Origin of the sequence: Rheinheimera mangrovi, from assembly GCF_003990335.1 — a bacterium.
GTDB lineage: Bacteria > Pseudomonadota > Gammaproteobacteria > Enterobacterales > Alteromonadaceae > Pararheinheimera > Pararheinheimera mangrovi.
In genome coordinates, this window is the sequence record NZ_CP034683.1 from 1,976,121 (window position 1) to 2,002,179 (window position 26,059).

The following is a 26,059-nucleotide window of genomic DNA, read 5'->3' on the forward strand; positions in this document are numbered from 1 at the left end:
TACGGTCTATGTTGTTATTTGGGTTTAGCTGTTTGAGTTCAGCTTTTTATTGCTGGCTTTGCTGTGCTTGTTGCTGGCGCAGTTCAGCTTTGCGTTTTAGTTGCCTGGATTGCTCATGCAAACTGGCTCTGACCACCATATCTCTGTCTTCATCGCGAATGCGGCGAAACAATATTTTTACCAGATAACCGGGCTGTGACTCTGACCGCTGTTGCTCAATCACTTCCAATACCTGACCCAAGCAATATAAAGCACCGTCATTATTATCCAGAAAGAGTTTTACTTCGTAAACCTGACCTTGTTCTACCGCCTCATCCATCCAGACTTGTACGCCTGAACCGCCGTAACTGAACGTATGAAAACGTTGCTTGGGATCGTCCTGCGAGCGCAGCACGTAGTGGGTTAACGCATCGAGTTTACGGGCTTGTTGTTGTAAATAATGAGCCAAATCGATGGATAAATCTTTTACTGCATTAAAAGTGCGAATGGAGGAGTTATTTAGCAGACTTAACTCGCTGGTCATTTTAAAGGCGTCAGGAATAAGGCGTAAAAATCCGTCCTGATCCGGCAATGGTTCAAAAAATGGCACTAAATTGACAGTGGTCTGATGCTCAATCTGAAAGTAGTCCGAAAATTCATCGGCTAATTCTGTGGCTATATCTATATTGCCTGGCTGTTGCATAAGGATACCTCGGGTAGCAAGCTTGTAACCTTAACGGATAATCACTATTATCGCAGCAATTTCTTCACCAACCCAAGTGGAAGTCTGTGAAAAGCCTGCAATTGCCCCTGAGTGTCCGTATTGGTTTACGCTATAGCCAAAGCCGGAAAGGCCATGGCTTTTTATCCTTTATTACGCTGTTTTCTGTCACAGGTATTTTTTTAGGTGTGATGGCTCTGACTATTGTCAGCTCGGTAATGAATGGTTTTGAAGCTGAACTGAAAAAGCGCATCCTTGGTGTGATACCGCACTTGATAGTACAAAGTGAGACTACTCAACAACTTGATATCAATGCTTTGCAGCAAAGGTATCCGCAAATTATTCAGGCCACGCCTTATTTGCAGCTCGAAGCTTTAGTACAAAGCCCGGGGCAGCTGACCGCTGTGTTATTGCAGGGCATTGAACCAACACAAATCCCGGCCTTTTTGCAGCAGTCTTTGGTGGCAGGTGACTGGTCTGATTTAACCGAACAACCTTATTCGGTAATTTTAGGTGCAGGTCTGGCTGATGAGCTAAAGGTTGGGCCAGGTCAACAAATTCGTTTGTTACTGGCCGAAGGTGGCAGTTTTACGCCTATGGGCTGGTTACCACGCCAGCGCTTATTTACTGTGGCAGGCTTAATTAATACCGGCTCAGTAGTAGATAACGGTGTGGCCTTAGTGCATTTGCCGGATTTAAAACGTCTTGGCAGCAAAGCAAAAGATGCGGAGCAGTGGCGTTTAAGTTTAACTGAACCTTTTGCTGCTCCGGCTTTAGCCGACGAAATTCATCAGTTTCCCGCCGTTGCTAAGGTGACAGATTGGCGCGACAGTCATGGCAAATTGTTTTCTGCTGTGGCTATGGAAAAAGCCATGATGTGGCTGATGTTGTTATTAATAGTTGCAGTGGCGGCTTTTAATATAGTGTCTGCGCTGGTGATGATGGTGACAGAAAAACAACGAGAAGTAGCCATTTTAAAAACTCAGGGCATGACTGATGCACAGCTTTTCACCGTTTTTGCCGTGCAAGGCATGAATAACGGGCTGTTGGGTACTTTAAGTGGCGCTGTGGCTGGTATTGTAGTTGCGTGGCAACTGAATGATATTTTGTCGTTTTTGGGCATTAGTGTGGTTGCTGGTGTGGCATTGCCAGTGGATATTCAGCCAGTGCAAATTTTCTTTATCATAGTATGCGCTTTAGTGCTGACGGCATTGGCTGTGGTTTATCCAGCCTGGCGGGCGGTGCAAGTACAACCTGCAGAGATTCTCCGGGATGAATAGTTTCCTCGTCGTCCTTGAAGCTGCAGCTTTGTTGACTGCGCGCTTTCGCCCCGGTCACATAGGTGAACTATGCTCCCGGGGTCTCAATCCCTTGTCGTCGCGCTGCAACTCCAATGACTTAGAGGAAACCTCGTCGGTGGAAGCTGCAGCTTTGTTGACTGCGCGCTTTCGCCCCGGTCACATAGGTGAACTATGCTCCCGGGGTCTCAATCCCTTGTCGTCGCGCTGCAACTCCAATGACTTAGAGGAAACCTCGTCGGTGGAAGCTGCAGCTTTGTTGACTGCGCGCTTTCGCCCAAACACAGGTTTATGTGCAAGACGGGCGGGTACAAGACCCGCCCCTACAGTGTCGTCGCGCTGTAATATCAATTTTTTGGATAGAATCTAATGACCAGTATTTTAACGGCCCGTCAAATCAGTAAAAGTTACACAGATGGCGCTAATGTCACTCCGGTGTTGCATCAGGTCAGTCTGGATGTGAAAGCCGGCGATATGTTGGCGATAGTAGGTAGCTCTGGCTCAGGTAAAAGCACGTTGTTGCATATTTTAGGTACTCTGGACCAGCCGGACAGTGGTGAACTGACTTTGTTGGGCAAAGCTATAGCTAAATTATCGGCCAATGCCAAAGCCAAACTACGTAATGAGAAGCTGGGTTTTATCTATCAGTTTCACCATTTGTTGATGGATTTTACCGCGCTGGAAAATGTGGCCATGCCATTGCTTATCCGCGGCGAATCCAATGCAACAGCTGAGCAAAAAGCCGCCGCTATGTTGACTCGTGTTGGCCTTGCGCATCGCATAAGCCATAGACCTGCGGAGTTGAGTGGAGGGGAGCGCCAGCGTGTTGCTATAGCCAGGGCCTTAGTTGGAGAGCCTGCGCTGGTGCTGGCTGATGAGCCAACGGGCAACTTGGATCATCAAACCGCTGAAAGCATTTATAAATTACTGCGTGAATTAAACCGCGAACTGAAAACCAGCTTTATAGTGGTGACCCATGATTTGGCGCTGGCGAAGAAGCTGGACCAGCAGTACTGGATGCTGGATGGCCATTTAGGTAAAACGATGGATGGCTTACCTCATGGCTAGTTTGTCCTGGCAATTGGCGCAGCGTTATCGCAAAAGCCGTAACAGCAATGCTTTTATTCGTTTTATCGCTGCATCTTCCACTATAGGCATAGGTCTTGGCGTTGCTATTCTGATCCTGGCCTTGTCGGTGATGAACGGCTTTGAGCTGGCATTAAAAGATAAGTTATTGTCTGTGATCCCTCATGTCGAATTGCAGGCCGTGTCGGATCCCATTCGGAACTGGCAGAAAAAAATTAAACCTTTGCAACAGCACTCTGGTGTTGTGGCTGGTGCACCTTATATCAAAACCAATACCATGATCCGTAGCGGCGCTAAGGTCAAAGCAGCCAGTTTAAGAGGCATAGATCTGCAGCTGGAGCAGGGCATTAGTGCCTTGGGCTCTTTTGTCGTCGCAGGGCAGTTAGACCAGATCAGTGAACATCAGATCGTGCTTGGTAAAGGTATAGCGGACGAAGTGCAAGCCAAAGTAGGGGATGAAGTTCAACTGATGCTGCCACAAGTGACAGCGGACGGTAAACTCGCCAGCCACAAACATGTCAGCTTAACAGTGGTGGCTATTGTCAGTATTGGTGGCCAATTGGATTATCAGCAAGCCTGGGTCGACATTGCCGCTTTAGGTTACTGGCTGAGCTATCCACAAGGTGCGGTGCAGGGGTTTGCCTTTAAAATTGCCGATATTTTTGCAGCTCCTGCCTTGTCACGCGAACTTGGCGCTATGGCCACTGATTATGTCTATATGCTGGACTGGTTTCGTACTCAGGGTCATTTGTATAACGATATCCAGATGGTGCGCAGCATTTTGTATCTGGTGCTAGTGCTGGTATTGGCTGTGGCTTGTTTTAATATTGTTGCGACCTTAGTGATGGCAGTGCGGGAAAAACAAGGGGATATCGCTATTTTACTGACCATGGGTATGCCGAGGCGTCGTATAGTTAAAGCGTTTATGTGGCTGGGCTGGCTGAACGGTTTAACCGGTACTCTGGTGGGTGGTGTGGTCGGTTTGTTACTGGCATGGCAAATAGAACCGTTATTTCGTTTCATCACCAGCTTAACGGGCTTTAGTTTGCTTGATTCCAGCATTTACTTTGTCGATTATGTACCTTCTCATATTGAGCCTATGCAAGTGGTAATGACCATAGGTATCGCTTTAATCATGAGCTTACTGGCGACTATTTATCCGGCATTAAGTGCCAGCAAAGTACAGCCAGCTCAGGTTTTAGGCCAAAGATAAAAACCAACGTCAGAGTCAGTCGGGTTCAAGCTCACTCTGGCGTTTTTTAATGCGGTTCTTCCAGGCTTTTTTCGCCGATAAACACCAGAAATAATCCACCAGCACATAACCTGAGGCCGACAAGGTACAACCTACAATCAGGCTGCCCAGCAGAAAAGGTTTGCCTATGGTATCCAGGCTATCAATCAACCAGCTTAAACTGACTTGTGGTTCGACATGATGACCAGGATGGCCCAAAATCAGTGCCCCTAACTGATAGCAGATAAAAAATATCGGCCCCATGGTCAGTGGGTTGGTCAGCCAGACTAAAGCGGCTGACAAAGGTAAATTGACTCTGAACAAAATAGCCAAAGCAGCGGCTAATACCATCTGAAATGGCATAGGGATCAATGCTACAAACAAACCCACGGCAAAAGCACCCCGGGCAGAGCGGCGGTTAAAGTGCCACAAATTGTTGTCATGCAACAAAGTGCCAAAGATTTTTAGCGAAGGGTGGTGCTTGATTTTTTCTGTATCTGGTAGATATTTCTTAATTAGATTCTTTGCCATTACAACTCATTAATGAATAATTAACGTGAACCGTTTTTTCATTGGCGTGATCAGCGGATGCCTATTGTCATTATTTTCACCAATAGTGCCAGCCCTTTTGTGGCTTATTTTCCTGCTGTGTTTGATCTTGATCTGTCTTTACTATCGTTTGTTCTTTTTCACTGGTCTTTGTTGTGCGTTAAGCCTTTGGTTGTGGCAGGTACAGCTGCATCAATCGCATGCTGAGCTGTTGCTTCAATTGTCCGATCCATGGCTGAAAGGGCAAGTCGTCAGTATCAGACAACAGGATCAGGACTTCAGCAGATTTTTATGGCAAATCAATGAGGGGCCTCTGCGAGGGGATGTACTCAGATTGCGCTGGCAGGATGCGCCAGAGCTTTTGGGGCAAGGGCAAAACTTGTGGTTAAAGCTGCGTTGTAAAGCGGTTCGTGCCCCGGCCAATCCGGGGTCAGTTTATGTGGAAGCCAACGCTTATGTGTTGGGTATTATTGGCAATTGTGTGGTGAAAGATGCGCTGTTGCTGGACGCAAGCTGGGACCATCGCCAGCAACTGTATCAGCGTTTACTGCAAAAAATTGGCGACTTGCCATCCTTTTCGTTGATCACTGCCTTCACCATTGGCGAACGGCCTTTTAATGACGAGTTGTGGTTGGGTTTACAAGCAACAGCTTTAGGCCATTTAATTTCGATATCCGGTTTTCATATTGGTCTGCTGTTTGGCTGGGTCTATGGCTTGATGCTGCTGTTAGCCCGGCTTCATGTCAGGTTGTTATGGTGTCGGCGTCTTGCGCCTTTTGTCGCTTTGGCCGCTGCCTGGTATTACAGCTTGTTGGCCGGTTTTGCTATTCCGACTTTAAGGGCTTTAGTTGCGTTGGCTTTGGCTGTTTATCTGATGCAGCAGCACAGACGTTTAAGTTATAGCCAAAGCTGGATTTTAGTTTGTGGGTTCTTGTTATTACTCAATCCCTTATGGGTAATGAGTATCAGTTTTTGGTTGACGCTTTATGCAGTGGCCTTGATCTTTTTATTTGTCTGGTGTTATCCACTGACAGACCGTAGTCATTGGGGCATGATCAAACACGCGCTGAAATTTCAGGCGCTGATGACCTTGTTAATGAGTGCGCCTACTTTATTATTTTTCCATGGTATAGCGCCTCTGGCGTTGCTGTCGAATTTGATTTTTGTGCCCTGGTGTTCCTTGTTAGTGATCCCTTATCTGCTGATAGCCTTGCTACTGGAATTATTGTTACCGGCAGATGTGATCTGGCACTGGCAACTGGCTGACTTATTATTGGCACCGCTTCATCATTGGCTACTGTACGGTGCAGCGATGGATTATTGGTGGTTGTTGCCCGCTCAAACGGTGTTTTCTGCTCTTTGTATCGCGCTTGCATTGCAACTGTTGGTTTTCTTGCCAGCCACAATACCTAAATTACGACTTAGTCTGCTGTTGTTACCTTTTTTATTCTTGTTATGGCCTAAAGCCGCACAGTGGCAACTTCATGTCATTGATGTTGGGCAGGGCACTGCAGTGCTGCTGCAAAAAGGACAACGAGGAGTGTTGTACGATGTGGGTCCTGTGTATGGCAGTTTTAATGCAACCGAAGCTTATGTGTTGCCTTACCTGCATTATCAGGGCATTCGGCAATTGGATTATTTGGTGTTAAGTCATGCAGACACCGATCACACAGGTGCTTTTGACGAAGTAATAAAAGCTTATCCGCAGGTAAAATTGATTGCCGATTTTGAAACCGGCTTTTTGCAGCAACCTTGTTTATCTTTACCTGCCTATTATCTGGATGCGGAGCTGTGGGCTTTTCGAAGTGCGCATCAGCTGCAGGAAGGCAATGACAGCTCTTGTGTGCTGGCAATAAAAACCGCCGGATGGCAAACGCTGCTGACAGGTGATATAGGTCATAACGTAGAAGCGGAATTATTACTGGCACAGCCCAACTTGCGTAGCGAACTGTTAGTGCTGGGTCATCATGGCAGCAAAAGCTCCAGCCAATTAAACTTCTTAAGTCGGGTGCACCCTCTGGTCGCGCTGAATAGCGCCGCCTCGAATAATGCCTACGGCCATCCCAGCGCAGAGGTGTTGGGACGACTGGCACTGCTGCAAATTCCGCTACTGAATACGGCAGAGCAGGGCGCTGTGCGGATTGAAATCACAGAACAGCATCTCCATATCTGGCCTTATCGGCAGCAACCTTTGCCATTTTGGCTGCAAAAGCAGTGAACAATTGCTGAAAGCGCTTGAACAACAAGGTAGAATGGCGGCGGTTTTCTTATTCTTTGGGGTTAGATTTGTCTTCACAAACAACGGGTTCTATCAGCACTTATAAACGCTTGTTGCAGTATCTGAAGCCTTACAAAGCAGGTTTTGCTTTGGCAATGCTGGGTATGGCTGGATATGCCTGTGTTGACGTATATTTTATTTCACAGTTCTCCAGCTTTATTGACCGTGGTATCACGCAAAAAGATACCGCCTATTTAGCCTGGGCTCCGGTTTTTGTGGTCGGCATGTTTTTCCTGCGGGGTGTGTTTCATTTTATCTCCAGCTACTGCTTAACCTGGGCTGGTACTCATATAGTCAAAGACTTACGTCAGCAACTGTTCCGTCAGATGATTGCTTTGCCTGTCAGTTATCATGATAAGCACTCAACCGGTGAGCTGATCTCCAAAATTACTTACGACGCCGAACAAATTAAACAAGCCTCCAGTAAAGCGCTGATGGTACTTATTCACGAAGGTGTATTTGTTGTAGGTTGCCTTGCGCTGATGTTTTATAACAGCTGGCATTTATCGTTGATTTTTTTAGTGATAGCCCCAGTGATCGCAGTGATCGTTGCGCAAGTGTCGAAACGTTTTCGTAAAATCAGCAGCAATATGCAAAACGCCATGGGCGATGTCACCACCAGTTCAGAGCAAATGCTGAACGGCCATAAAGTAATTTTATCTTTTGGTGCAGGTGATTTAGAAAACAACAGATTTAAAGCGGTGAATAATCGCAACCGGCAGCTGGATGTCAAAATGGAAGCGACCCGCGCCATCAGCGTCTCGTTGATTCAGCTGATCGCCTCTTTTGCCTTAGCTTTTGTGATTTATCTGGCCAGCTTCCCGGCTATGCTGGACACCTTAACCCCCGGCACTTTTAGCGAAATTCTGGCGTCTATGATGTTTTTGTTGAAACCGCTAAAACAGCTGACGACAGTCAATAGTGATTTTCAGCGTGGTATGGCAGCGGCGGCTAATGTATTTTTAGTGTTGGATGAAAAACCTGAACAAGACACTGGAAGCATAGAGCTGAAGCAAGTGACAGGCACTATCGAAATTAAAGATTTAAGTTTTAACTACCCTGGCCATGAAAAACAGGTGTTAAAACAGATCAATATCAAAGTCGAACCAGGCCAGACCGTGGCTTTAGTCGGCCGTTCCGGCAGCGGTAAAACCACTATTTCCAGCTTGTTGCCACGTTTTTACGAAATAGAGCAGGGCGAAATTCTGCTGGATGGTATCAATACCAAAGACTGCACACTGGATTCACTGCGCTCGCAAATGGCTGTGGTATCGCAGCAAGTGGTACTGTTTAACGACACTATCGCCAACAACATTGCTTATGGTTACCGTGGTGAATTAAGTCCTGAACGTTTATTGGAAGTGGCGGAAAAAGCTCATGTGATGGAGTTTGTCAGCCAAATGCCGATGGGACTTGATACTGAAATTGGCGAAAACGGCGTGACTTTATCCGGTGGTCAACGTCAGCGTATCGCAATAGCCCGTGCTTTATTGCGCCAGGCGCCTGTGCTTATTCTGGATGAAGCGACTTCAGCCCTGGATACAGAATCAGAGCGTAAAATTCAGGGCGCTTTGGATGAATTATTTAAAGGCCGTACCAGTATTGTTATAGCGCACCGATTATCCACCATTGAAAATGCCGATCAGATTTTAGTGATGGATCAGGGCCAGATTGTAGAGCAGGGTACTCATCAGTCCTTGCTGGCACAAAATGGCTACTATGCTCAGCTGTATAAAATGCAATTTAGCGAAGTCTGATGAACTGGTGGGAGAAAGGCTGGTACCAACAGCACCCTTTTACACTGATCTTCTGGCCGCTGAGCCTGCTGTACCGTCTGGTTGCTGTAATTCGTCGTTTCGGCTATCAGCGTGGCTGGTTTCAGTCTTTTGCGGTGGAAAAGCCCGTTGTTATTGTTGGTAATATTTCGGTAGGTGGTACAGGTAAAACACCTTTTACTTTGTGGCTTTGTAAGTTTTTAGCAGAGCAGGGCTTTACCCCTGGTATTGTCAGTCGGGGTTATGGTGCCCGAATCACAGAGCCTGTGCGGGTGACCTCTCTGCATTTGGCTTGTGATGTAGGCGATGAGCCTTTGCTTTTAGCCAGCAAAAGTCATTGCCCTGTGGTGATTTGTCCGGACAGAGTGGCAGCAGCACAGTATCTGCTTGATACCACAGACTGCGATATAGTGATCAGCGACGATGGTTTGCAGCACTATAGATTACAACGCGATCTGGAACTGGTATTGATTGACGGTCAACGCGGGCTGGGTAATCAGCAATTATTACCAGCCGGGCCATTGCGTGAGCCGGTATCACGTTTGCAAAAAGTTGATGCGGTGATTGTGAATAGTGGTGACTTTGCACTGGCAAAGCACAAGATGTCGTTAAAAGCTGTGATACCACAGGCTTTGGATGGGCAAAGCCAATGGCCAGAACAAGCTCAGGCTGTGACTTTAGTCGCAGCCATAGGCAATCCGCAACGTTTTGTCGATACGGTAAAAAGTGTGGGCATTGAGATTAAAGCCACAGCCTTTTTCCGTGATCATTTTGCTTTTGATGAACACAGTCTGGCCGATATTGAAGGCCCAGTGCTGATGACAGAAAAAGATGCGGTGAAATGCCGTGCTTTTGCCAAACCCAATTGGTATTACCTGCCGGTCGAAGCCGATCTGTCGGACGAATTTAAATTCTGGCTGCAGCAACAGCTGCGCCAATGGAGAGATGAATAATGGCTTTAAATATCGCCTTACTGGACATCATTGCTTGTCCTTTATGTAAAAACAAACTGAAACTGGATAAAGAAAAGCAGGAGTTGATTTGTACTGCTGATCGTTTGGCATATCCGGTCAAACAACATATTCCTGTGTTATTAACGTCTGAAGCCCGCACTTTAAGTCTGGATGAGGCGGAAAAATGGCGTTAGTAAAAGCGGCGCTAAAGATGTCTGCGTTTCTGGTTGTTATTCCGGCCCGTTACGCCAGCAGCCGTCTGCCAGGTAAACCTTTGGCTGATATTGCAGGCTTGACCATGATTGAACGGGTATACCGTCAGGCCATTAAAAGTGGTGCAGAGCGAGTTGTGATTGCCACTGACGATGCCAGGGTGCAACAGGTTTGCGAAGGCTTTGGTGCTGACGTCTGTATGACAAGCCCAGCCCATAACTCCGGCACTGAGCGTCTGGCCGAAGTGGTGTCTTTATTAGGTTTGGCCGACGACACAGTGGTGGTAAATGTACAAGGCGACGAGCCTTTTATTCCGCCAGCCATTATCCGTCAGGTGGCTGAAAACTTAGCCAGCCAAACCAAAGCGCGTATGGCGACTTTATCTGTAGCTATTGACCATAGCGACGAAGTACAAAACCCCAATGTGGTGAAAGTGCAAAGCGATAAAAATGGTTATGCATTGTATTTCAGCCGCTCCGTGATCCCTTTTGACAGAGACAAAGCCTTTAGCACAGAACTTGCGAATATTTATCGTCGCCATATAGGTATTTACGCTTACCGTGCTGGTTTTATAAAAGATTATGTCAGCTGGCCAGCTTCGCAGCTTGAGCAAATTGAATGCTTAGAGCAATTAAGAGTGCTGTGGCAAGGTGAAGCTATTCATGTGGCTACTGCGCTTGAAGTTCCAGCTGTAGGCGTGGATACACCAGAAGATTTAGAACGTGCCCGTCTGGTGGCGGCAGCTCTGTAAATGACATTAAAACGGGTTTTGGATCACGCCGACTTTTTGGTGCTGGATAAACCGTCCGGCATCAGTTTTCATTCTGAGTTTGAACCTGGTGTGGTGGCTTTGGCTGAAGCTCAGTTTGGCCAGAAGTTGTATGCAGTGCATAGGCTGGATAAAGGTACGTCAGGTTTATTGCTGCTGGCCAAAAGTAGTGAAGCTGCAGCGAAGTTGTCTGAATTGTTTCAAAACCAGCAGATCCAAAAGTTTTATCTGGCGCTGACTGATCAAAAACCAAAGAAAAAACAGGGGTGGGTCAAAGGCGATATGGTACAGGCGCGCCGTTCAGCCTGGAAGTTAACCAGCACCTTAGCCAATCCTGCTGTCAGTTATTTTGTTTCGGCTTTTTACCAAATCGAAGGGCGTAGAGCTTTTTTGGTGAAACCTTTTACCGGTAAAACCCATCAGGTGCGTGTGGCGTTAAAAAGTGTCAGCGCTGCCATTTTAGGCGATGAGTTGTATCAGGGCAGCGCAGCAGATCGTCTCTGCCTACACGCTTATGCCTTGTATTTTAGCTGGGGTGCTACACAACTTAAGCTGGTGTTACCGCCCTCTGATGGTGCCGATTTTTTGGCTGAGCCCTTGCAACAGTATCTCAATCAGAATTGGGCAGAACCTGCTTTGCTGGATTGGCCTTCGTATCAAAAACCTACGACTTCTAAGACCGTAGAGTAAAAGAGTATTTAACGTGTCCGATTATTTATTACGTTTTGCCGGTATAGGCCGTTTGTATGGTACTAAAGCGCTGGATGCGTTTCAGAAGGCTCATGTCTGTGTGGTTGGCATAGGTGGTGTTGGCAGCTGGGCGGCAGAAGCTTTGGCGCGCTCCGGCATAGGCGAAATTACCCTGATTGATTTGGATGATATTTGCATCAGCAATACGAATCGTCAGTTGCATGCCTTGTCTGACAGCATAGGCAAAGACAAAGTGGCTGTGATGGCAGAGCGGATTAAAGCCATAAACCCTGATTGTGTGGTGCATCAGGTGGAAGACTTTGTCACACAGGATAATTTATTCGAACTGATGAGCAAAGATTTTGACTATGTGGTGGATTGTATTGACTCCATCAAAGCCAAAGTGGCGCTAATCGCACACTGCAAACGCAATAAAATTGCGATAGTAACTGTAGGTGGTGCTGGCGGGCAGGTCGATCCGACGCAAATTCAGCTGGCCGATTTAAGCCAGACTGTGTACGACCCTTTGTTATCTAAGGTTCGCAATACGTTGCGTCGCGACTATAACTACAGCCGCAATCCAAAACGGCGTTTTGGTATAGATGCGGTGTATTCCACTGAACAACTGGTGTATCCAAAAGGCGATGGCACTGTTTGCCAGACTAAACCTGAACTGGAAGGCCCTATGCGTTTAGATTGCAGCGGTGGTTTTGGTGCTGTCACCGTAGTGACAGGCTCCTTTGCTTTTGTTGCTGTATCCAGAGTGCTGAAAAAACTGGCTGATAACATTGCACGGAGCAATGTTTAACAACGCGGAGCGTTGGCCCTTTAGGGTGAGCGCCATGGATGGCAGCGAATAAAACATTGTCCGGAGCAATGTTTAACAACGCGGAGCGTTGGCCCTTTAGGGGGAGCGCCATGGATAGCAGCGAATAAAACATTGTCCGGAGCAATGTTTAACAACGCGGAGCGTTGGCCCTTTAGGGGGAGCGCCATGGATGGCAGCGAATAAAACATTACCCGGAGCAATGTTTAACAACGCGGAGCGTTGGCCCTTTAGGGGGAGCGCCATGGATGGCAGCGAATAAATTCAGATCACATTTTTAATTTTAGTTAACACCGCCAGCAAACCGTTAGTGCGCGACTGACTGATATTTTGTTGTAACTGCAATTCATTCAGCAATAATTCTGGCGTCGCGCTAGCCAATTCTTCGCAAGTAAAGCCATTTACCTGTGCCAAAATCAAAATAATCAGCCCTTTTACAATACGGGCTTCGCTGTCAAAGGCCCAAAAATGCTGTTTTGTAAGCGGATCCTGATAGTGGATCAGCCAGGTTTTGCTCTCACAACCCTGCACTAAGAACTCATCTTGCTGCCATTTACTGTCAAAAGCCGGTAATTCCTTGCCCAACGTCATCAGCACCCGGTATTTACTTTGCCATTCTTTGATTTTTCGCAATTCCGGTAATCGGGTTTCGCCAATGTTTTTTAGAGCAATAGCAGTTTTTGTAAAGATATCTGGTCGGATCATTCAGCAAGTAACTCCACTGCTGTAGCTAAAGCGGTTAAAGTTCGGTCAATTTCGTCGAAACTGTTGTAACAAGCCAAAGAAAAACGCACTGAACCACTATGATTAAGTGCCTGAAAAAGTGGCATGGCGCAGTGAGTTCCAGCCCGAACTGCTATGTTTTGCTGGTCTAGCAGGGTTGCGAGGTCGGTAGGGTGCTCATTTTTCAGGTTGAGAGCCACAATTCCTGCGTTAGTTGTCGGACCAGATAGCAGCTCTAAAGCTGGAATTTGCTGACAACCGGCATAAAAGCGCTGCAGCAAGGCTATTTTATGCTGTTGCCAAGCCTTCAAATCCTGCTGTTGTAACCACAAAATAGCAGCGCCAAGGCCAATAGCGCCTGCCATATTGGGTGTACCTGCCTCTAATCTGTAAGGTAAATCGTTCCAGCTACTGTCAGAAAAGCTGACGGTTTTAATCATTTCTCCACCGCCAAGCAGGGGCCGTAGCAAATTTAAATAGTCTTTTTTGCCATAAAGCACACCAATGCCAGTGGGACCATACAACTTGTGGCCTGAAAACAGATAAAAATCTACATCCAATGCCTGTACATCAACTTGCTCCCAGACAATGCCCTGAGCGCCGTCCAGTATGACTATAGCGCCTGCAGCCTTTGCCAGACGCACTATGTCCGCTATTGGCTGAATATGGCCCAAAGCGTTAGATACATGGCTGATACTGACCACTTTAGGTTTAAGCTTTAATAATTCAGCAAAGGCTGCAAGGTCAAAACGATACTCGGCCGTTAAAGGCACTACGTCCAGTTCCACACCAAAAGGTAGGGCATGAATATGCCAGGGCACTATATTTGCGTGATGTTCCATAGATGAAATTAATACCCGATCGCCGGACTGTAAAACAGGCCCCATCAGGCCAAACACCAGCTGATTAAAGCCTGCTGTGGTGCCGCTGGTCCAGATGATTTCATGCGAATAACGGGCATTTAGAAACTGAGCCACAGTGGTTCTGGCCGCTTCAAAAGCTGCTGTGGCTTGTTGACTTAAGCCATGCGCAGAGCGGTGAACATTGCTGTTTTGGCTGCTGTAAAACGTATTCATTGCATCAAAAACGCTTTGGGGCTTATGCAAAGTGGCTGCGTTATCCAGATAAATCCAATCCGGATGAGCGCTAAAAAACGGGAATTGTTGACGTAAAGCGGATAAATCGAAATTCAAGGTTGCCAACCTAAAGCAAAAACAAATGAGGCCGGATCATAACATCCGGCCTCATGAGCAGGTTAGGCTTTTTTGTAGTCGCGCTTGGTGTAGCCGGTATACAGCTGACGCGGACGGCCAATTTTGTGGCCTTTGTCGGACAGCATTTCGTCCCAGTGAGAGATCCAGCCAACAGTACGTGACATAGCGAAAATCACAGTAAACATGCTGGTTGGAATACCGATGGCTTTTAAAATAATGCCTGAGTAGAAATCTACGTTTGGATACAATTTCTTCTCGATGAAGTACGGGTCAGACAGCGCAATACGCTCCAGTTCCATAGCAACATCCAACAGAGGATCCTTGATATTCAGCTCTTTTAACACTTCGTGACAGGTTTCACGCATTACTTTGGCACGAGGGTCAAAGTTTTTATAAACACGGTGACCAAAGCCCATCAGGCGGAAGCTGTCGTTTTTGTCTTTGGCACGAGCCACAAACTCAGGAATACGCTCAACAGAGCCAATTTCCTGTAACATTTTTAAGCATGCTTCGTTGGCGCCGCCATGTGCAGGGCCCCACAGAGATGCAACGCCTGCAGCGATACAAGCGTAAGGGTTTGCGCCTGAAGAACCAGCTAAACGTACTGTGGACGTTGAAGCGTTTTGTTCATGGTCTGCATGCAGCATAAAAATACGGTCCATGGCTTTGGCCAGGATAGGGCTAACTTTGTATTCTTCAGCTGGTACAGAGAACATCATATGCAGGAAGTTTTCTGCGTAAGTTAAGTCATTGCGTGGGTACACAAAAGGTTGACCTACAGTGTACTTATACGCCATGGCAGAGATAGTAGGTAACTTGGCAATTAAGCGGTGAGCACTGCGTTTACGCTGCTCCGGGTCGTTAATATCAAGGTCTGAATGGTAGAAAGACGACAGTGCGCCAACCACGCCACACAGCATGGCCATTGGGTGAGCGTCAACACGGAAGCCCTGAAAAAATGAGGCAATTTTCTCATGCACCATAGTGTGGCGCGTGATGGTATGCACAAACTCATCGTACTTTTCTTTGCCTGGTAATTCGCCTTCCAATAACAAATAACAGGTTTCCAGATAATCTGAATGTTCTGCTAACTGCTCTATTGGGTAACCCCGGTGTAACAACACGCCATTGTCACCATCGATATAGGTGATTTTTGATTCGCATGAGCCCGTGGCCATAAAGCCCGGATCGAAGGTGAAGTATCCCTGCTGACCTAAAGCACGAACATCAATAACATCAGTGCCTGCAGTGCCAGAATAGATAGGAAGTTCAAATGGTGCCTGTCCTTCGATCTGCACGACAGCTTTTTTATCTGCCATTGGATTTCTCCTGTTGTTTTAATTGGGTTAAACCTTCATCGCACCTATTCTAACGTCAAGTGCAGCCTAAAAGTCAATTTTAATGCGCGATTGGATAATAAGTATTCGACTCTGGTCGTATTGCCATCAAAGTTGAATGCTGTAGGCTAGACTTCGCAGAAATTCGACAACCAAATCAAACATAAATTGTAATCCGAAGTGGTGAATTATATACTGTCGCGGGTTTTAAACCTGTTCAGCGTTTGATAGATAAAAAAATAGGCTGAACCACACTTAGCTGTAGCCTGTATATCCATTGGGCGTTGACTGATTATTCAGCAACACATAATGACAACAAAGCTCTATAAAGAGCGTCGATGGGCAAGAAACTGTGAAAAAGCAAAGACCTGTAAATCTAGACCTTACAACAATATCTTTTCCTGCTCCTGCGTTAGCGTCGATCCTGCACCGCGTTACTGGCGTAGCCATGTTTTTCGCACTGGTGTTTGTGATTTGGGCTTGGGCAGTCTCTTTGTCTTCTCCGGAAGGCTTTGAGCAAGTCAGACTGGTATTACAATCCTTCATCGCCAAGTTTATCGCCTGGGGTACTATCACAGTATTGCTGTATCACATGATTGGTGGCATCCGTCACTTGATTATGGACATGGGGCACTGGGAAGAACTTAAGTCCGGTAACACCAGCGCAGTCGTGACTATCGTACTGTGGATTGTTTTAGCTGTTTTAGCAGGAGTTTGGTTATGGTTCTGAATCAAGCCAGTTTAAAGCGCGACGGTGTCCAGGACTACGTCTCGTTACGTGCCACAGCTGTTATTCTGACGCTGTACACTCTGTTTATTCTGGGATTTTTCCTGGTTACTCCTGAAGTAACCTACGATGTCTGGAAAACACTGTTTTCCAGCCTGCTGATGAAAGCTTTCACTTTATTAGCCTTAGTTTGTATCGCAGTTCACACCAAAATTGGTTTGTGGCAGGTATTAACTGACTACGTCAAAAACGCAGCATTGCGTGGCGTTTTACAGTTCCTGTTATACACCTTAGCTTTTGGCTATGTAGCTGTTGGTCTCTTTGTTCTGTGGGGTGTTTAAGTGAATATTCCAGTACGCGAATTTGATGCCGTGGTAATAGGCGCAGGTGGTGCCGGTATGCGCGCCGCTCTGCAAATTACTGAATCAGGTTTAACCTGTGCTTTGTTATCCAAAGTATTCCCAACCCGTTCTCACACTGTATCTGCGCAAGGTGGTATCACTGTTGCGTTAGGTAACTCTCACCCGGACAACTGGGAATGGCACATGTTTGATACGGTCAAAGGTTCCGATTACATCGGTGACCAGGACGCTATTGAATACATGTGTAAGACAGGCCCTGAAGCCATTACTGAACTTGAAAATATGGGTTTACCTTTCTCTCGTTTTGAGAACGGCCGTGTTTATCAGCGTCCTTTTGGTGGTCAGTCTAAAAACTTCGGTGGCGAGCAGGCTGCCCGTACAGCAGCAGCGGCAGACCGTACAGGTCACGCCTTATTGCACCTGCTGTATCAGCAAAACGTAAAAAACAAAACTCAGGTTTTCTCTGAGTGGTATGCACTGGATCTGGTGAAAAACCAGGATGGTGCTGTGGTGGGTTGTACTGCCATTGATATCGAAACCGGTGAAATTGTTTACTTCAAATCCCGCGCTGTAGTGTTGGCGACTGGTGGGGCTGGCCGTATCTTCGCCTCAACTACTAACGCTCACATCAACACAGGTGACGGTGTAGGTATGGCGTTACGTGCTGGTGTACCGCTGCAGGATATGGAAATGTGGCAATTCCACCCGACAGGTATTGCAGGCGCCGGTGTTCTGGTGACTGAAGGTTGTCGTGGTGAAGGTGGTTACTTATTAAATAAAGACGGCGAGCGTTTCATGGAGCGTTATGCACCAAACGCCAAAGACTTAGCGGGTCGTGACGTTGTAGCTCGCTCTATGATGACTGAAATCCGTGAAGGCCGTGGTTGTGATGGTCCATGGGGTCCACACATCAAACTGAAACTGGATCACTTAGGTGAAGAAGTTTTAGAAAGCCGTTTACCTGGTATCTGTGAGCTGTCCCGTACTTTCGCTCACGTAGACCCGGTGAAAGAACCAATCCCTGTTATCCCAACCTGTCACTATATGATGGGTGGTATTCCAACCAACGTCCATGGTCAGGTCATTCATCCAAAACCGGATGGCTCTGAGTCAGTAGTTCCAGGTTTATTTGCCTGTGGCGAAATCGCTTGTGTGTCTGTACATGGTGCTAACCGTTTAGGTGGTAACTCACTGTTAGACTTAGTGGTATTTGGTCGTGCTACAGGTTTACACCTGGGCGAAGCTCTGGCAGCTACCTCTGAATACCGTGCGGCTTCTGATTCTGATCTGCAGGCTGCTTTAGCCCGTACTCAGCGCTGGGAAGACAGCAAACCAGGTCAGGGTGAAGATCCGGCTCAAATCAAGAAAGACTTACAGCAATGTATGCAACTGAACTTCTCGGTATTCCGTGAAGGTGAGGCTATGGCTGAAGGTTTAGCTCAGTTAAAAGAAATCCGTGAACGTCTGAAGTATGCACGTCTGGATGACAAGAGCTCAGACTTCAATACCATGCGTATTGAATGTTTAGAACTGGATAACTTGATGGAAACCGCGTTTTCAACTGCAGTTGCTGCCAACTACAGAACTGAAAGCCGTGGCGCCCACGCTCGTTTTGACTTCCCGGACCGTGATGACGAAAACTGGTTATGCCACAGCGTCTACACGCCAGATACTGAATCAATGTTTAAGCGTAAAGTGAACATGGAACCTAAGTTCCGTGATGCTTTCCCGCCTAAAGCACGTACGTACTAAGAGGGATGCAGAATGAAGAAGTTAGTATTCTCTGTCTATCGTTACAACCCTGACGTTGATAAAGCGCCACGTATGCAGGACTATATTCTGGATAATCCGGAAGGTCGTGACATGATGGTGTTAGACGCACTGTTGAAATTGAAAGAGCAAGACCCAACCTTATCTTTCCGTCGCAGCTGCCGTGAAGGTGTCTGTGGTTCAGACGGTCTGAACATGAACGGTAAAAATGGTCTGGCTTGTATCACTCCTTTGTCTGCGTTAGGCAAAGGCAAAGGTGGCAAGCTGGTGATCCGTCCATTACCAGGTTTACCTGTAGTGCGTGACTTAGTTGTTGATATGACTCAGTTCTACACTCAGTATGAAAAGGTCAAACCTTACCTGATCAATGACGAATTACCACCAGCAGGCGAATACCTGCAATCACCGGAACAACGTGAGAAATTAGACGGCCTGTACGAATGTATTTTATGTGCATGTTGTTCAACTTCTTGTCCTTCGTTCTGGTGGAATCCGGATAAATTTATCGGACCAGCTGGTTTATTACACGCTTACCGCTTCTTAGCCGATAGCCGTGATACTGCCACTGAACAGCGTTTAAACGATTTAGATGATGCATTCAGCGTGTTCCGCTGCCATGGCATCATGAACTGTGTCAACGTATGTCCAAAAGGTTTGAACCCGACCAAAGCTATAGGTCAGATCAAATCTATGCTGTTAAACCGGGCGCTTTAAGCGCCCTTTGTCAGAGCATACCCAAATTAATTGGTGGTGTAGCTAGGCGACAAGTTGACGAGACCCCATGAACATAGTTGTCCTATGTGATTGGGGCGAGGAAACGTAGTCAACAACGCTACGGCTTCAAGTAAGAAGGGTATAGTTGGTCTGATTGGTATAAAATGAGGCGCGCCCAAAACCTGGGGCGCTTTTTGCGAATTTTTTTCCAGGTGCTTCGAATAAGGGAAACTAAATGCACGAAGGTGTAATGAAGGCGTGGTTAGAGTCTTCTCATTTAGGCGGTGGCAACATGGCCTATGTAGATGAACTCTATGAATCCTACTTAGCTGAATCGACCAGCGTCAGTGATGAATGGCGTGAGTTTTTTGCCAGTCTGCCAAAAATTGACGGCGTAGAACTCGAATCCCGTCACAGCGACATTCGCCAGCAGTTCGCTGAACTTGCCAAAAACAAACACCGTGAAGTGATTACGGTGAATGCAGGTGGTTCAGATCAGCGTCAGGTGAAAGTTCTGCAATTAATCAATGCCTTCCGTTTCCGTGGTCATCAGCATGCAAACCTTGACCCGCTGAACCTTTGGAAGCAACCTCGTGTACGTGATTTGGAGTTGTCCTATCACGACCTGACTCAGGCTGATTTTGATACCGAATTTAATGTCGGCTCTTTTGCTGGTGGCGAAACCAGTATGAAGTTAGGCGACTTATACAAAGCGCTGGAGGCCACCTACTGTGGTTCTATCGGTGCTGAGTATATGCATATTGTTTCGACGGACGAAAAACGTTGGATCCAACAACGTTTAGAAGGCCAACAGGCTTCACGTGCGCTCGGTAAAGAAGAAAAAACCAAACTGTTGCAAGGCTTAGTAGCAGCCGACGGTCTGGAAAAATATCTGGCTTCTAAATTTCCAGGCGCCAAGCGTTTTGGTTTAGAAGGCGGTGACGCCATGATCCCTATGCTCAAAGCCATGATCCACAGGGCAGGCGAGCAGGGTGCGAAGGACTGTATTATCGGTATGGCGCACCGTGGCCGTTTAAATACGCTGATCAACGTGCTGGGTAAAAATCCAAGCAAATTGTTTGACGAATTTGCCGGTAAATACGAAGTGGTTGGCGCTGGTGACGTGAAATACCATATGGGTTTCTCGTCTGATTTCGAAACAAAAGGCGGCAATGTTCACTTAGCGCTGGCCTTTAACCCGTCTCACTTAGAAATTGTGAACCCAGTGGTTATGGGCTCAGTACGCGCCCGTTTAGACCGCCGTGGCAGCACAGACGGTACTTTAGCTCTGCCTATCACCATTCATGGTGATTCTGCTTTCGCAGGCCAGGGCGTTGTGGCTGAAACTTTTAACATCTCTCAGACCCGTGCTTTCAAAGTGGGTGGTTCTATCCGTCTGGTGATTAACAACCAGGTCGGTTTCACTACCTCTAACCCTGAAGACACCCGTTCTACACCATACTGTACTGACATTGCGAAAATGGTGCAGGCACCAATTTTCCACGTCAATGGTGATGATCCGGAAGCTGTTATTTTTGTTGCTCAGCTGGCGGTAGACTATCGCAACACCTTTAAACGTGATGTGGTCATTGACTTAGTTTGTTACCGTCGCAACGGTCACAACGAAGCGGACGAGCCAAATGCAACTCAGCCGTTGATGTACCAGAAAATCAAAAAACACCCAACTCCACGTGAGTTATACGCTCAGAAGCTGATTGCTGAAGGCGTGGTGACTGCTGAACAAGTGCAGCAGATGATAGACGGTTACCGTGATGCTTTAGATAAAGGCGACTGTGTGGTTGAAGAGTGGCGTCCTATGACTGAAGTGTCAGTCGATTGGACTCCATATATCGGCCATGACTGGACAGCTGCTTACGATGCCAGCATGTCAGTGGCTGATTTGGTTGCTTTAGGCGAAAAAGCCATTGTAGTTCCTGGAACCCATGCATTGCAGCGTCAGGTTGGCAAAGTCTATGAAGACCGCGCTTTAATGCTAAGAGGCGAGAAGAAAATTGACTGGGGTTTCGCAGAAATTCTGGCGTACGCTTCTATCGTCGGTGCAGGTAACCGCATTCGTATCGTCGGTCAGGATTCTGGCCGTGGTACTTTCTTCCACCGTCATGCTGTGCTGCACAATCAGAACGATGCGACGACCTATACACCACTGGAACATATCAGCGACTCTCAAGGTCCTTTCCAGGTGTACGACTCAGCCTTGTCTGAAGAAGCGGTCTTAGCGTTCGAATACGGTTATGCCACAGCTGAACCTCGCGCTTTAGTGATTTGGGAAGGCCAGTTCGGTGACTTCGCCAACGGCGCTCAGGTGGTGATTGACCAGTTCTTAAGCTCAGGCGAACAGAAGTGGGGCCGTTTATGTGGTTTGACCTTATTATTACCTCACGGTTATGAAGGTCAGGGCCCGGAGCACTCCTCAGCCCGTTTAGAGCGTTTCCTGCAACTTTGTGCTGATCACAATATGCAGGTTGTGGTTCCGACCACTCCGGCTCAGGTGTATGCCATGATCCGCCGTCAGATGGTACGCCCAATGCGCCGTCCTCTGATTGTGATGTCACCGAAGTCGTTATTACGTCACCCGTTAGCCACTTCTACTTTAGAAGAAATCGCCTCTGGTGTATTCCATAACGCCATTGGTGAGATTGACCCAATCAAGCCTGCTGATGTGAAACGTGTGGTGATGTGTAGCGGTAAAGTCTACTACGATCTGTTAGAAGAACGCCGTAAACGTAATATCACTGACATAGCTATAGTCCGTATTGAGCAGCTGTATCCGTTCCCAGCGGAGGAAATGGCGGTCATTATGAAAGATTACCAGCATGTAAAAGATTTTGTCTGGTGTCAGGAAGAACCTCAAAACCAGGGCGCCTGGTACTGCAGTCAACACCATTTCTGGTCTTCAATACCAGCAACTGGAAAGCTGACGTACGCCGGCCGTGAAGCTTCGTCTTCACCTGCAGTAGGTTACTTGTCTGTGCACAACAAACAGCAACAGGCTTTAGTCAACGCAGCGTTAACTATTGCTTAAAAATTAAGGCGCAGCATCAGCTGCGCCCTTTTGTATTCCGTCAGTGCTGCCGCAAGGCGCTCTGACTTTAGTTTTAGTAACGAAACAAAACCCAATTTTTAAAAAAAAGGTGACAAAGTGGAAATTAAAGTCCCGGTACTACCAGAATCAGTTGCAGACGCAACAATCGCCACCTGGCATGTAAAAACAGGTGAAGCCGTTAGCCGTGATCAAGTCCTGGTGGACATTGAAACCGATAAAGTAGTCCTTGAAGTTGTGGCGCAAGCCGATGGCGTGATGGGCGAAATCGTCCATGCTGAAGGCGCTACTGTAAATGCAGAACAAGTGATTGGTCATATGACTGCCGGTGGCGCGCCTGCTGTTAAAGCTGAAGCTGCTCCGGCCGCTGCGGCTCCTGCTGCAGAGTCAGATGATGTGTTAACTCCATCTGTTCGCCGCCTCATTGCTGAAAAAGGCTTAGATGCTGCCAAGATCCAGGGCTCTGGTAAAAATGGCCGTGTCACTAAAGAAGACGTAGAGAAATTCTTAAGTGGTGCTCCTGCTGCTCCAGCTAAAGCGGCCGCTGCAGTTGCTGCTCCTGCGCCGGTACAAGGTGATCGTTCACAGAAACGTGTGCCTATGACACGTTTACGTAAAACTATTGCCAACCGTCTGTTAGAAGCGAAAAACTCGACAGCCATGTTAACGACCTTCAACGAAGTGAACATGAAGCCAATCATGGACCTGCGTAAGCAATACCAGGACGTGTTCGAGAAGAAACACGGTATCCGTTTAGGTTTTATGTCTTTCTACGTGAAAGCTGTGACTGAAGCGCTGAAACGTTTCCCTGAAGTGAACGCTGCTATCGATGGCGATGATATTGTTTATCACAACTTCTTCGACGTCAGCATCGCTGTGTCTACGCCTCGTGGTCTGGTGACTCCAGTTCTGCGTGACTGTGACAAAATGAACTTGGCTGAAATCGAAAAAGCTATCAAAGATTTAGCCATCAAAGGCCGTGACGGTAAGCTGTCTATGGACGACCTGACTGGCGGTAACTTCACTATCACTAACGGTGGTGTGTTCGGTTCTCTGATGTCTACTCCAATCATCAACCCGCCACAATCCGCTATTCTGGGTATGCACAAAATCCAGGACCGCGTCATGGTGGTAGACGGCAAGATGGAAATTCTGCCAATGATGTACTTAGCCTTGTCATATGACCACCGTATCATCGATGGTAAAGAGTCAGTCGGCTTCCTGGTTACTATCAAAGAGTTGCTGGAAGATCCAACCCGTATTCTGCTGGATATCTAATATCTGGAAAAAGTAACTAAAAATGCTGTTGTTTTCGGGCAACAGCATTTTTTATCAGACTGATTGGCACTATAATACGCGCCGATCTAAAGGTCAGGTCGCACCACCGGTGTGGCCTTCAATGTCAAAATGAACGGAAAATAGCCATGAATTTGCACGAGTATCAGGGTAAGCAACTGTTTGCCCAATATGGTTTGCCTGTATCGAAAGGCATCGCCGCAGCAACTGTTGAAGAAGCGGTAGAAGCTGCAGATAAAATCGGCGGCGACATGTTTGTTGTCAAGGCTCAGGTTCACGCTGGTGGTCGCGGTAAAGCGGGCGGTGTGAAGCTGGTGAAAAGCAAAGAAGATATCCGCGCTTTCGCTGAAAAATGGCTTGGAAAGAACCTGGTTACTTATCAGACAGACGAAAAAGGTCAGCCTGTAAGTCGTATCCTGGTTGAAACCTGTACTGACATCGCTAAAGAGTTGTATTTAGGTGCTGTAGTAGACCGTTCTTCACGTCGTATCGTGTTTATGGCTTCTACTGAAGGCGGCGTGGAAATCGAAACTGTTGCCCACGAAACTCCAGAAAAAATTCTGAAAGCTGCTATCGATCCACTGGTTGGCGCTCAGCCATTCCAGGGCCGTGAATTAGCATTCAAATTAGGCCTGGAAGGCAAGCAAATTAACCAGTTCGTGAAAATTTTCATGGGTCTGGCTCAATTGTTCCAGGAAAAAGATTTAGCTCTGTTGGAAGTAAACCCTCTGGTTATTACTCCAGCTGGCGATCTGCACTGCTTAGACGCCAAACTGGTGATCGACGGCAACGCTCTGTACCGTCACCCAGAATTAAAATCTATGCAGGATCCTTCACAGGAAGATCCACGTGAAGCTCACGCTGCTTCGTGGGAGTTGAACTATGTAGCTTTAGGTGGCGACATCGGCTGTATGGTGAACGGTGCAGGTTTAGCTATGGGTACTATGGACATCGTGAAATTACACGGTGGCCAACCAGCTAACTTCCTGGACGTTGGCGGTGGCGCGACTAAAGAACGCGTTGTTGAAGCATTCAAAATTATCCTGTCTGATGACGCTGTGAAAGCCGTATTCATCAACATCTTCGGTGGTATCGTGCGTTGTGACATGATCGCTGAAGGTGTAATTGGCGCAGTGAAAGAAGTTGGCGTTAAAGTACCAGTAGTAGTTCGTCTGCAAGGTAACAACGCTGAACTGGGTGCTAAGGTGCTGGGTGAAAGCGGCCTGAACATTATCGCTGACACAGACCTGACAAGCGCTGCACAGAAAGTTGTAGCTGCAGCGGCTAAGGCATAAGGGGTAATCCATGAGCGTTTTAATTAATAAAGATACCAAAGTAATTTGTCAGGGCTTCACTGGTGCTCAGGGTACTTTCCACTCTGAACAAGCCATTGCTTACGGCACTAAAATGGTTGGTGGTGTGACTCCGGGTAAAGGCGGTCAGACTCACTTAGGTTTACCAGTATTTAACACAGTAAAAGAAGCGGTAGAAGCCACTGGCGCAGAAGCATCAGTGATCTACGTACCAGCTGCTTTCTGTAAAGATTCTATCCTGGAAGCTGCTAACGGCGGTATCAAACTGATCGTTTGTATCACTGAAGGTATTCCAACTCTGGATATGCTGGATGCCAAAGTAAAATGTGACGAATTAGGCGTACGCTTAATCGGCCCTAACTGCCCAGGCGTGATCACTCCAGGCGAATGTAAAATTGGTATTATGCCAGGCCACATTCACTTGCCAGGTAAAGTAGGTATTGTTTCACGTTCAGGTACTCTGACCTATGAAGCAGTAAAACAAACTACGGATTACGGTTTCGGCCAGTCTACTTGTGTAGGCATCGGTGGCGACCCAATCCCAGGTTCTAACTTCATCGACATCCTGAAATTATTCCAGGACGATCCACAGACTGAAGCCATCGTGATGATCGGTGAAATCGGTGGTTCAGCTGAAGAAGAAGCTGCTGCTTACATCAAAAAACACGTGACTAAACCTGTTGTTTCTTACATCGCTGGTGTAACTGCACCTGCTGGTAAGCGCATGGGCCACGCTGGCGCCATCATCTCTGGTGGTAAAGGTACAGCTGACGAGAAGTTCGCTGCACTGGAAGACGCAGGCGTGAAAACCGTGAAGAGCTTAGCTGACATCGGTAAAGCACTGAAAGAACTGACTGGCTGGTAATTCATTCGGGGGATCCTTCCTCCTGATGAACCAGTTGCCGTAGGGGCGGGTTTTATACCCGCCCTTATTATTTCTGGATTTTACAGTTCTGTGTTTGTTAAAGTTGTTGCCCTGCAACCAGATTAAAAGCTATGGATAATCAGATGCTTTGTTTGAGAGTTGATCCTATGGCTAAATCTCCAATCAATCCAAAAGACAAACAGAAAAATAAGCCACTACGCGACATGCCTGCGTTTTCTGCTGCAGTGATTAAAAGAGCAAAGGCCGCAAAACCTTACCGCCGATTACTTGACGCTATTGAATACCTTA

Annotated in this window: 23 protein-coding genes; 18 read left to right on the plus strand and 5 right to left on the minus strand. The window is 47.1% G+C overall.

The genetic code is table 11. The annotated features are described in order from the left end of the window. Positions 1-46: 46 nt before the first annotated feature. Positions 47-682 carry a PilZ domain-containing protein gene (locus tag EK374_RS08910; protein WP_127022143.1) on the minus strand — a complete coding sequence of 212 codons (636 nt, stop codon included), beginning with the start codon at positions 680-682 and terminating at the stop codon, positions 47-49. An 86-nt stretch (positions 683-768) separates the two neighbouring features. On the opposite strand from EK374_RS08910, the gene EK374_RS08915 reads away from it, so the two are divergent. The 3 genes from EK374_RS08915 (at position 769) to EK374_RS08925 (ending at position 4,297) form a co-directional block, all read left to right on the plus strand. Continuing rightward, positions 769-1,980, plus strand: a complete 1,212-nt coding sequence (locus EK374_RS08915; protein WP_127022146.1) for a lipoprotein-releasing ABC transporter permease subunit — start codon at positions 769-771, stop codon at positions 1,978-1,980. 387 nt (positions 1,981-2,367) lie between these two features. Then, the gene (gene lolD / locus EK374_RS08920) at positions 2,368-3,066 is read left to right on the plus strand and encodes a lipoprotein-releasing ABC transporter ATP-binding protein LolD (RefSeq protein ID WP_127022149.1); all 699 of its coding nucleotides are present in this window, start codon (positions 2,368-2,370) and stop codon (positions 3,064-3,066) included. Further along, positions 3,059-4,297 carry a lipoprotein-releasing ABC transporter permease subunit gene (locus tag EK374_RS08925; protein ID WP_127022152.1) on the plus strand — a complete coding sequence of 413 codons (1,239 nt, stop codon included), beginning with the start codon at positions 3,059-3,061 and terminating at the stop codon, positions 4,295-4,297. The genes lolD and EK374_RS08925 overlap by 8 nt, the downstream gene beginning before the upstream one ends. A 15-nt stretch (positions 4,298-4,312) precedes the next feature. On the opposite strand, the gene EK374_RS08930 is transcribed toward EK374_RS08925, so the two are convergent. Then, complete coding sequence (locus tag EK374_RS08930) at positions 4,313-4,846, minus strand: DUF2062 domain-containing protein (RefSeq protein WP_127022156.1); 534 nt, start codon at positions 4,844-4,846, stop codon at positions 4,313-4,315. Between the two features lie 64 nt (positions 4,847-4,910). On the opposite strand from EK374_RS08930, the gene EK374_RS08935 reads away from it, so the two are divergent. From EK374_RS08935 to tcdA, 7 genes are all read left to right on the plus strand, one after another. After that, entirely contained in the window at positions 4,911-7,082 is a 2,172-nt protein-coding gene (locus EK374_RS08935) for a DNA internalization-related competence protein ComEC/Rec2 (RefSeq protein ID WP_164731849.1), read from the plus strand. Between the two features lie 68 nt (positions 7,083-7,150). Beyond that, a complete protein-coding gene (gene msbA / locus EK374_RS08940; protein WP_127022163.1) occupies positions 7,151-8,899 on the plus strand; it encodes a lipid A export permease/ATP-binding protein MsbA in 1,749 nt (582 codons plus the stop codon). After that, a complete protein-coding gene (lpxK, locus tag EK374_RS08945) occupies positions 8,899-9,870 on the plus strand; it encodes a tetraacyldisaccharide 4'-kinase (protein WP_127022165.1) in 972 nt (323 codons plus the stop codon). The genes msbA and lpxK overlap by 1 nt, the downstream gene beginning before the upstream one ends. Then, positions 9,870-10,064 carry a Trm112 family protein gene (locus EK374_RS08950; RefSeq protein WP_127022169.1) on the plus strand — a complete coding sequence of 65 codons (195 nt, stop codon included), beginning with the start codon at positions 9,870-9,872 and terminating at the stop codon, positions 10,062-10,064. Before lpxK ends, EK374_RS08950 begins: the two co-directional genes overlap by 1 nt. Beyond that, positions 10,055-10,834, plus strand: coding sequence for a 3-deoxy-manno-octulosonate cytidylyltransferase (gene kdsB / locus EK374_RS08955; RefSeq protein ID WP_127022171.1), 780 nt, complete (start codon positions 10,055-10,057; stop codon positions 10,832-10,834). The genes EK374_RS08950 and kdsB overlap by 10 nt, the downstream gene beginning before the upstream one ends. Next, the gene (locus tag EK374_RS08960) at positions 10,835-11,542 is read left to right on the plus strand and encodes a pseudouridine synthase (protein ID WP_127022174.1); all 708 of its coding nucleotides are present in this window, start codon (positions 10,835-10,837) and stop codon (positions 11,540-11,542) included. 13 nt (positions 11,543-11,555) lie between these two features. After that, complete coding sequence (gene tcdA / locus EK374_RS08965) at positions 11,556-12,350, plus strand: tRNA cyclic N6-threonylcarbamoyladenosine(37) synthase TcdA (protein ID WP_127022177.1); 795 nt, start codon at positions 11,556-11,558, stop codon at positions 12,348-12,350. Between the two features lie 282 nt (positions 12,351-12,632). On the opposite strand, the gene EK374_RS08970 is transcribed toward tcdA, so the two are convergent. The 3 genes from EK374_RS08970 to gltA all read right to left on the minus strand — a co-directional run bounded on the left by EK374_RS08970 (position 12,633) and on the right by gltA (position 15,624). Then, positions 12,633-13,073: a SufE family protein gene (locus tag EK374_RS08970; RefSeq protein WP_127022180.1), complete on the minus strand. Its 441-nt coding sequence runs from the start codon at positions 13,071-13,073 to the stop codon at positions 12,633-12,635. Then, positions 13,070-14,284: an aminotransferase class V-fold PLP-dependent enzyme gene (locus tag EK374_RS08975; protein ID WP_127022183.1), complete on the minus strand. Its 1,215-nt coding sequence runs from the start codon at positions 14,282-14,284 to the stop codon at positions 13,070-13,072. The genes EK374_RS08970 and EK374_RS08975 overlap by 4 nt, the downstream gene beginning before the upstream one ends. A gap of 62 nt (positions 14,285-14,346) precedes the next feature. After that, positions 14,347-15,624 (minus strand): citrate synthase, encoded by a 1,278-nt coding sequence (gene gltA, locus EK374_RS08980; RefSeq protein ID WP_127022186.1) that lies wholly within the window; start codon positions 15,622-15,624, stop codon positions 14,347-14,349. A gap of 370 nt (positions 15,625-15,994) precedes the next feature. On the opposite strand from gltA, the gene sdhC reads away from it, so the two are divergent. The 8 genes from sdhC to sucD all read left to right on the plus strand — a co-directional run bounded on the left by sdhC (position 15,995) and on the right by sucD (position 25,750). Continuing rightward, positions 15,995-16,372, plus strand: coding sequence for a succinate dehydrogenase, cytochrome b556 subunit (gene sdhC, locus EK374_RS08985; protein ID WP_127022189.1), 378 nt, complete (start codon positions 15,995-15,997; stop codon positions 16,370-16,372). Further along, entirely contained in the window at positions 16,363-16,710 is a 348-nt protein-coding gene (gene sdhD, locus EK374_RS08990) for a succinate dehydrogenase, hydrophobic membrane anchor protein (protein WP_127022192.1), read from the plus strand. The genes sdhC and sdhD overlap by 10 nt, the downstream gene beginning before the upstream one ends. Beyond that, the gene (gene sdhA / locus EK374_RS08995) at positions 16,711-18,483 is read left to right on the plus strand and encodes a succinate dehydrogenase flavoprotein subunit (RefSeq protein WP_127022195.1); all 1,773 of its coding nucleotides are present in this window, start codon (positions 16,711-16,713) and stop codon (positions 18,481-18,483) included. A 12-nt stretch (positions 18,484-18,495) separates the two neighbouring features. Beyond that, complete coding sequence (locus tag EK374_RS09000; RefSeq protein WP_127022198.1) at positions 18,496-19,215, plus strand: succinate dehydrogenase iron-sulfur subunit; 720 nt, start codon at positions 18,496-18,498, stop codon at positions 19,213-19,215. 235 nt (positions 19,216-19,450) lie between these two features. Further along, positions 19,451-22,258, plus strand: a complete 2,808-nt coding sequence (locus EK374_RS09005; protein ID WP_127022201.1) for a 2-oxoglutarate dehydrogenase E1 component — start codon at positions 19,451-19,453, stop codon at positions 22,256-22,258. Positions 22,259-22,375: 117 nt separating this feature from the next. Next, positions 22,376-23,554 (plus strand): 2-oxoglutarate dehydrogenase complex dihydrolipoyllysine-residue succinyltransferase, encoded by a 1,179-nt coding sequence (odhB, locus tag EK374_RS09010; RefSeq protein WP_127022204.1) that lies wholly within the window; start codon positions 22,376-22,378, stop codon positions 23,552-23,554. Positions 23,555-23,700: 146 nt separating this feature from the next. After that, positions 23,701-24,867, plus strand: a complete 1,167-nt coding sequence (gene sucC / locus EK374_RS09015; RefSeq protein WP_127022207.1) for an ADP-forming succinate--CoA ligase subunit beta — start codon at positions 23,701-23,703, stop codon at positions 24,865-24,867. A 10-nt stretch (positions 24,868-24,877) separates the two neighbouring features. Further along, a complete protein-coding gene (gene sucD / locus EK374_RS09020; protein ID WP_127022210.1) occupies positions 24,878-25,750 on the plus strand; it encodes a succinate--CoA ligase subunit alpha in 873 nt (290 codons plus the stop codon). The last annotated feature ends 309 nt before the right edge of the window (positions 25,751-26,059 follow it).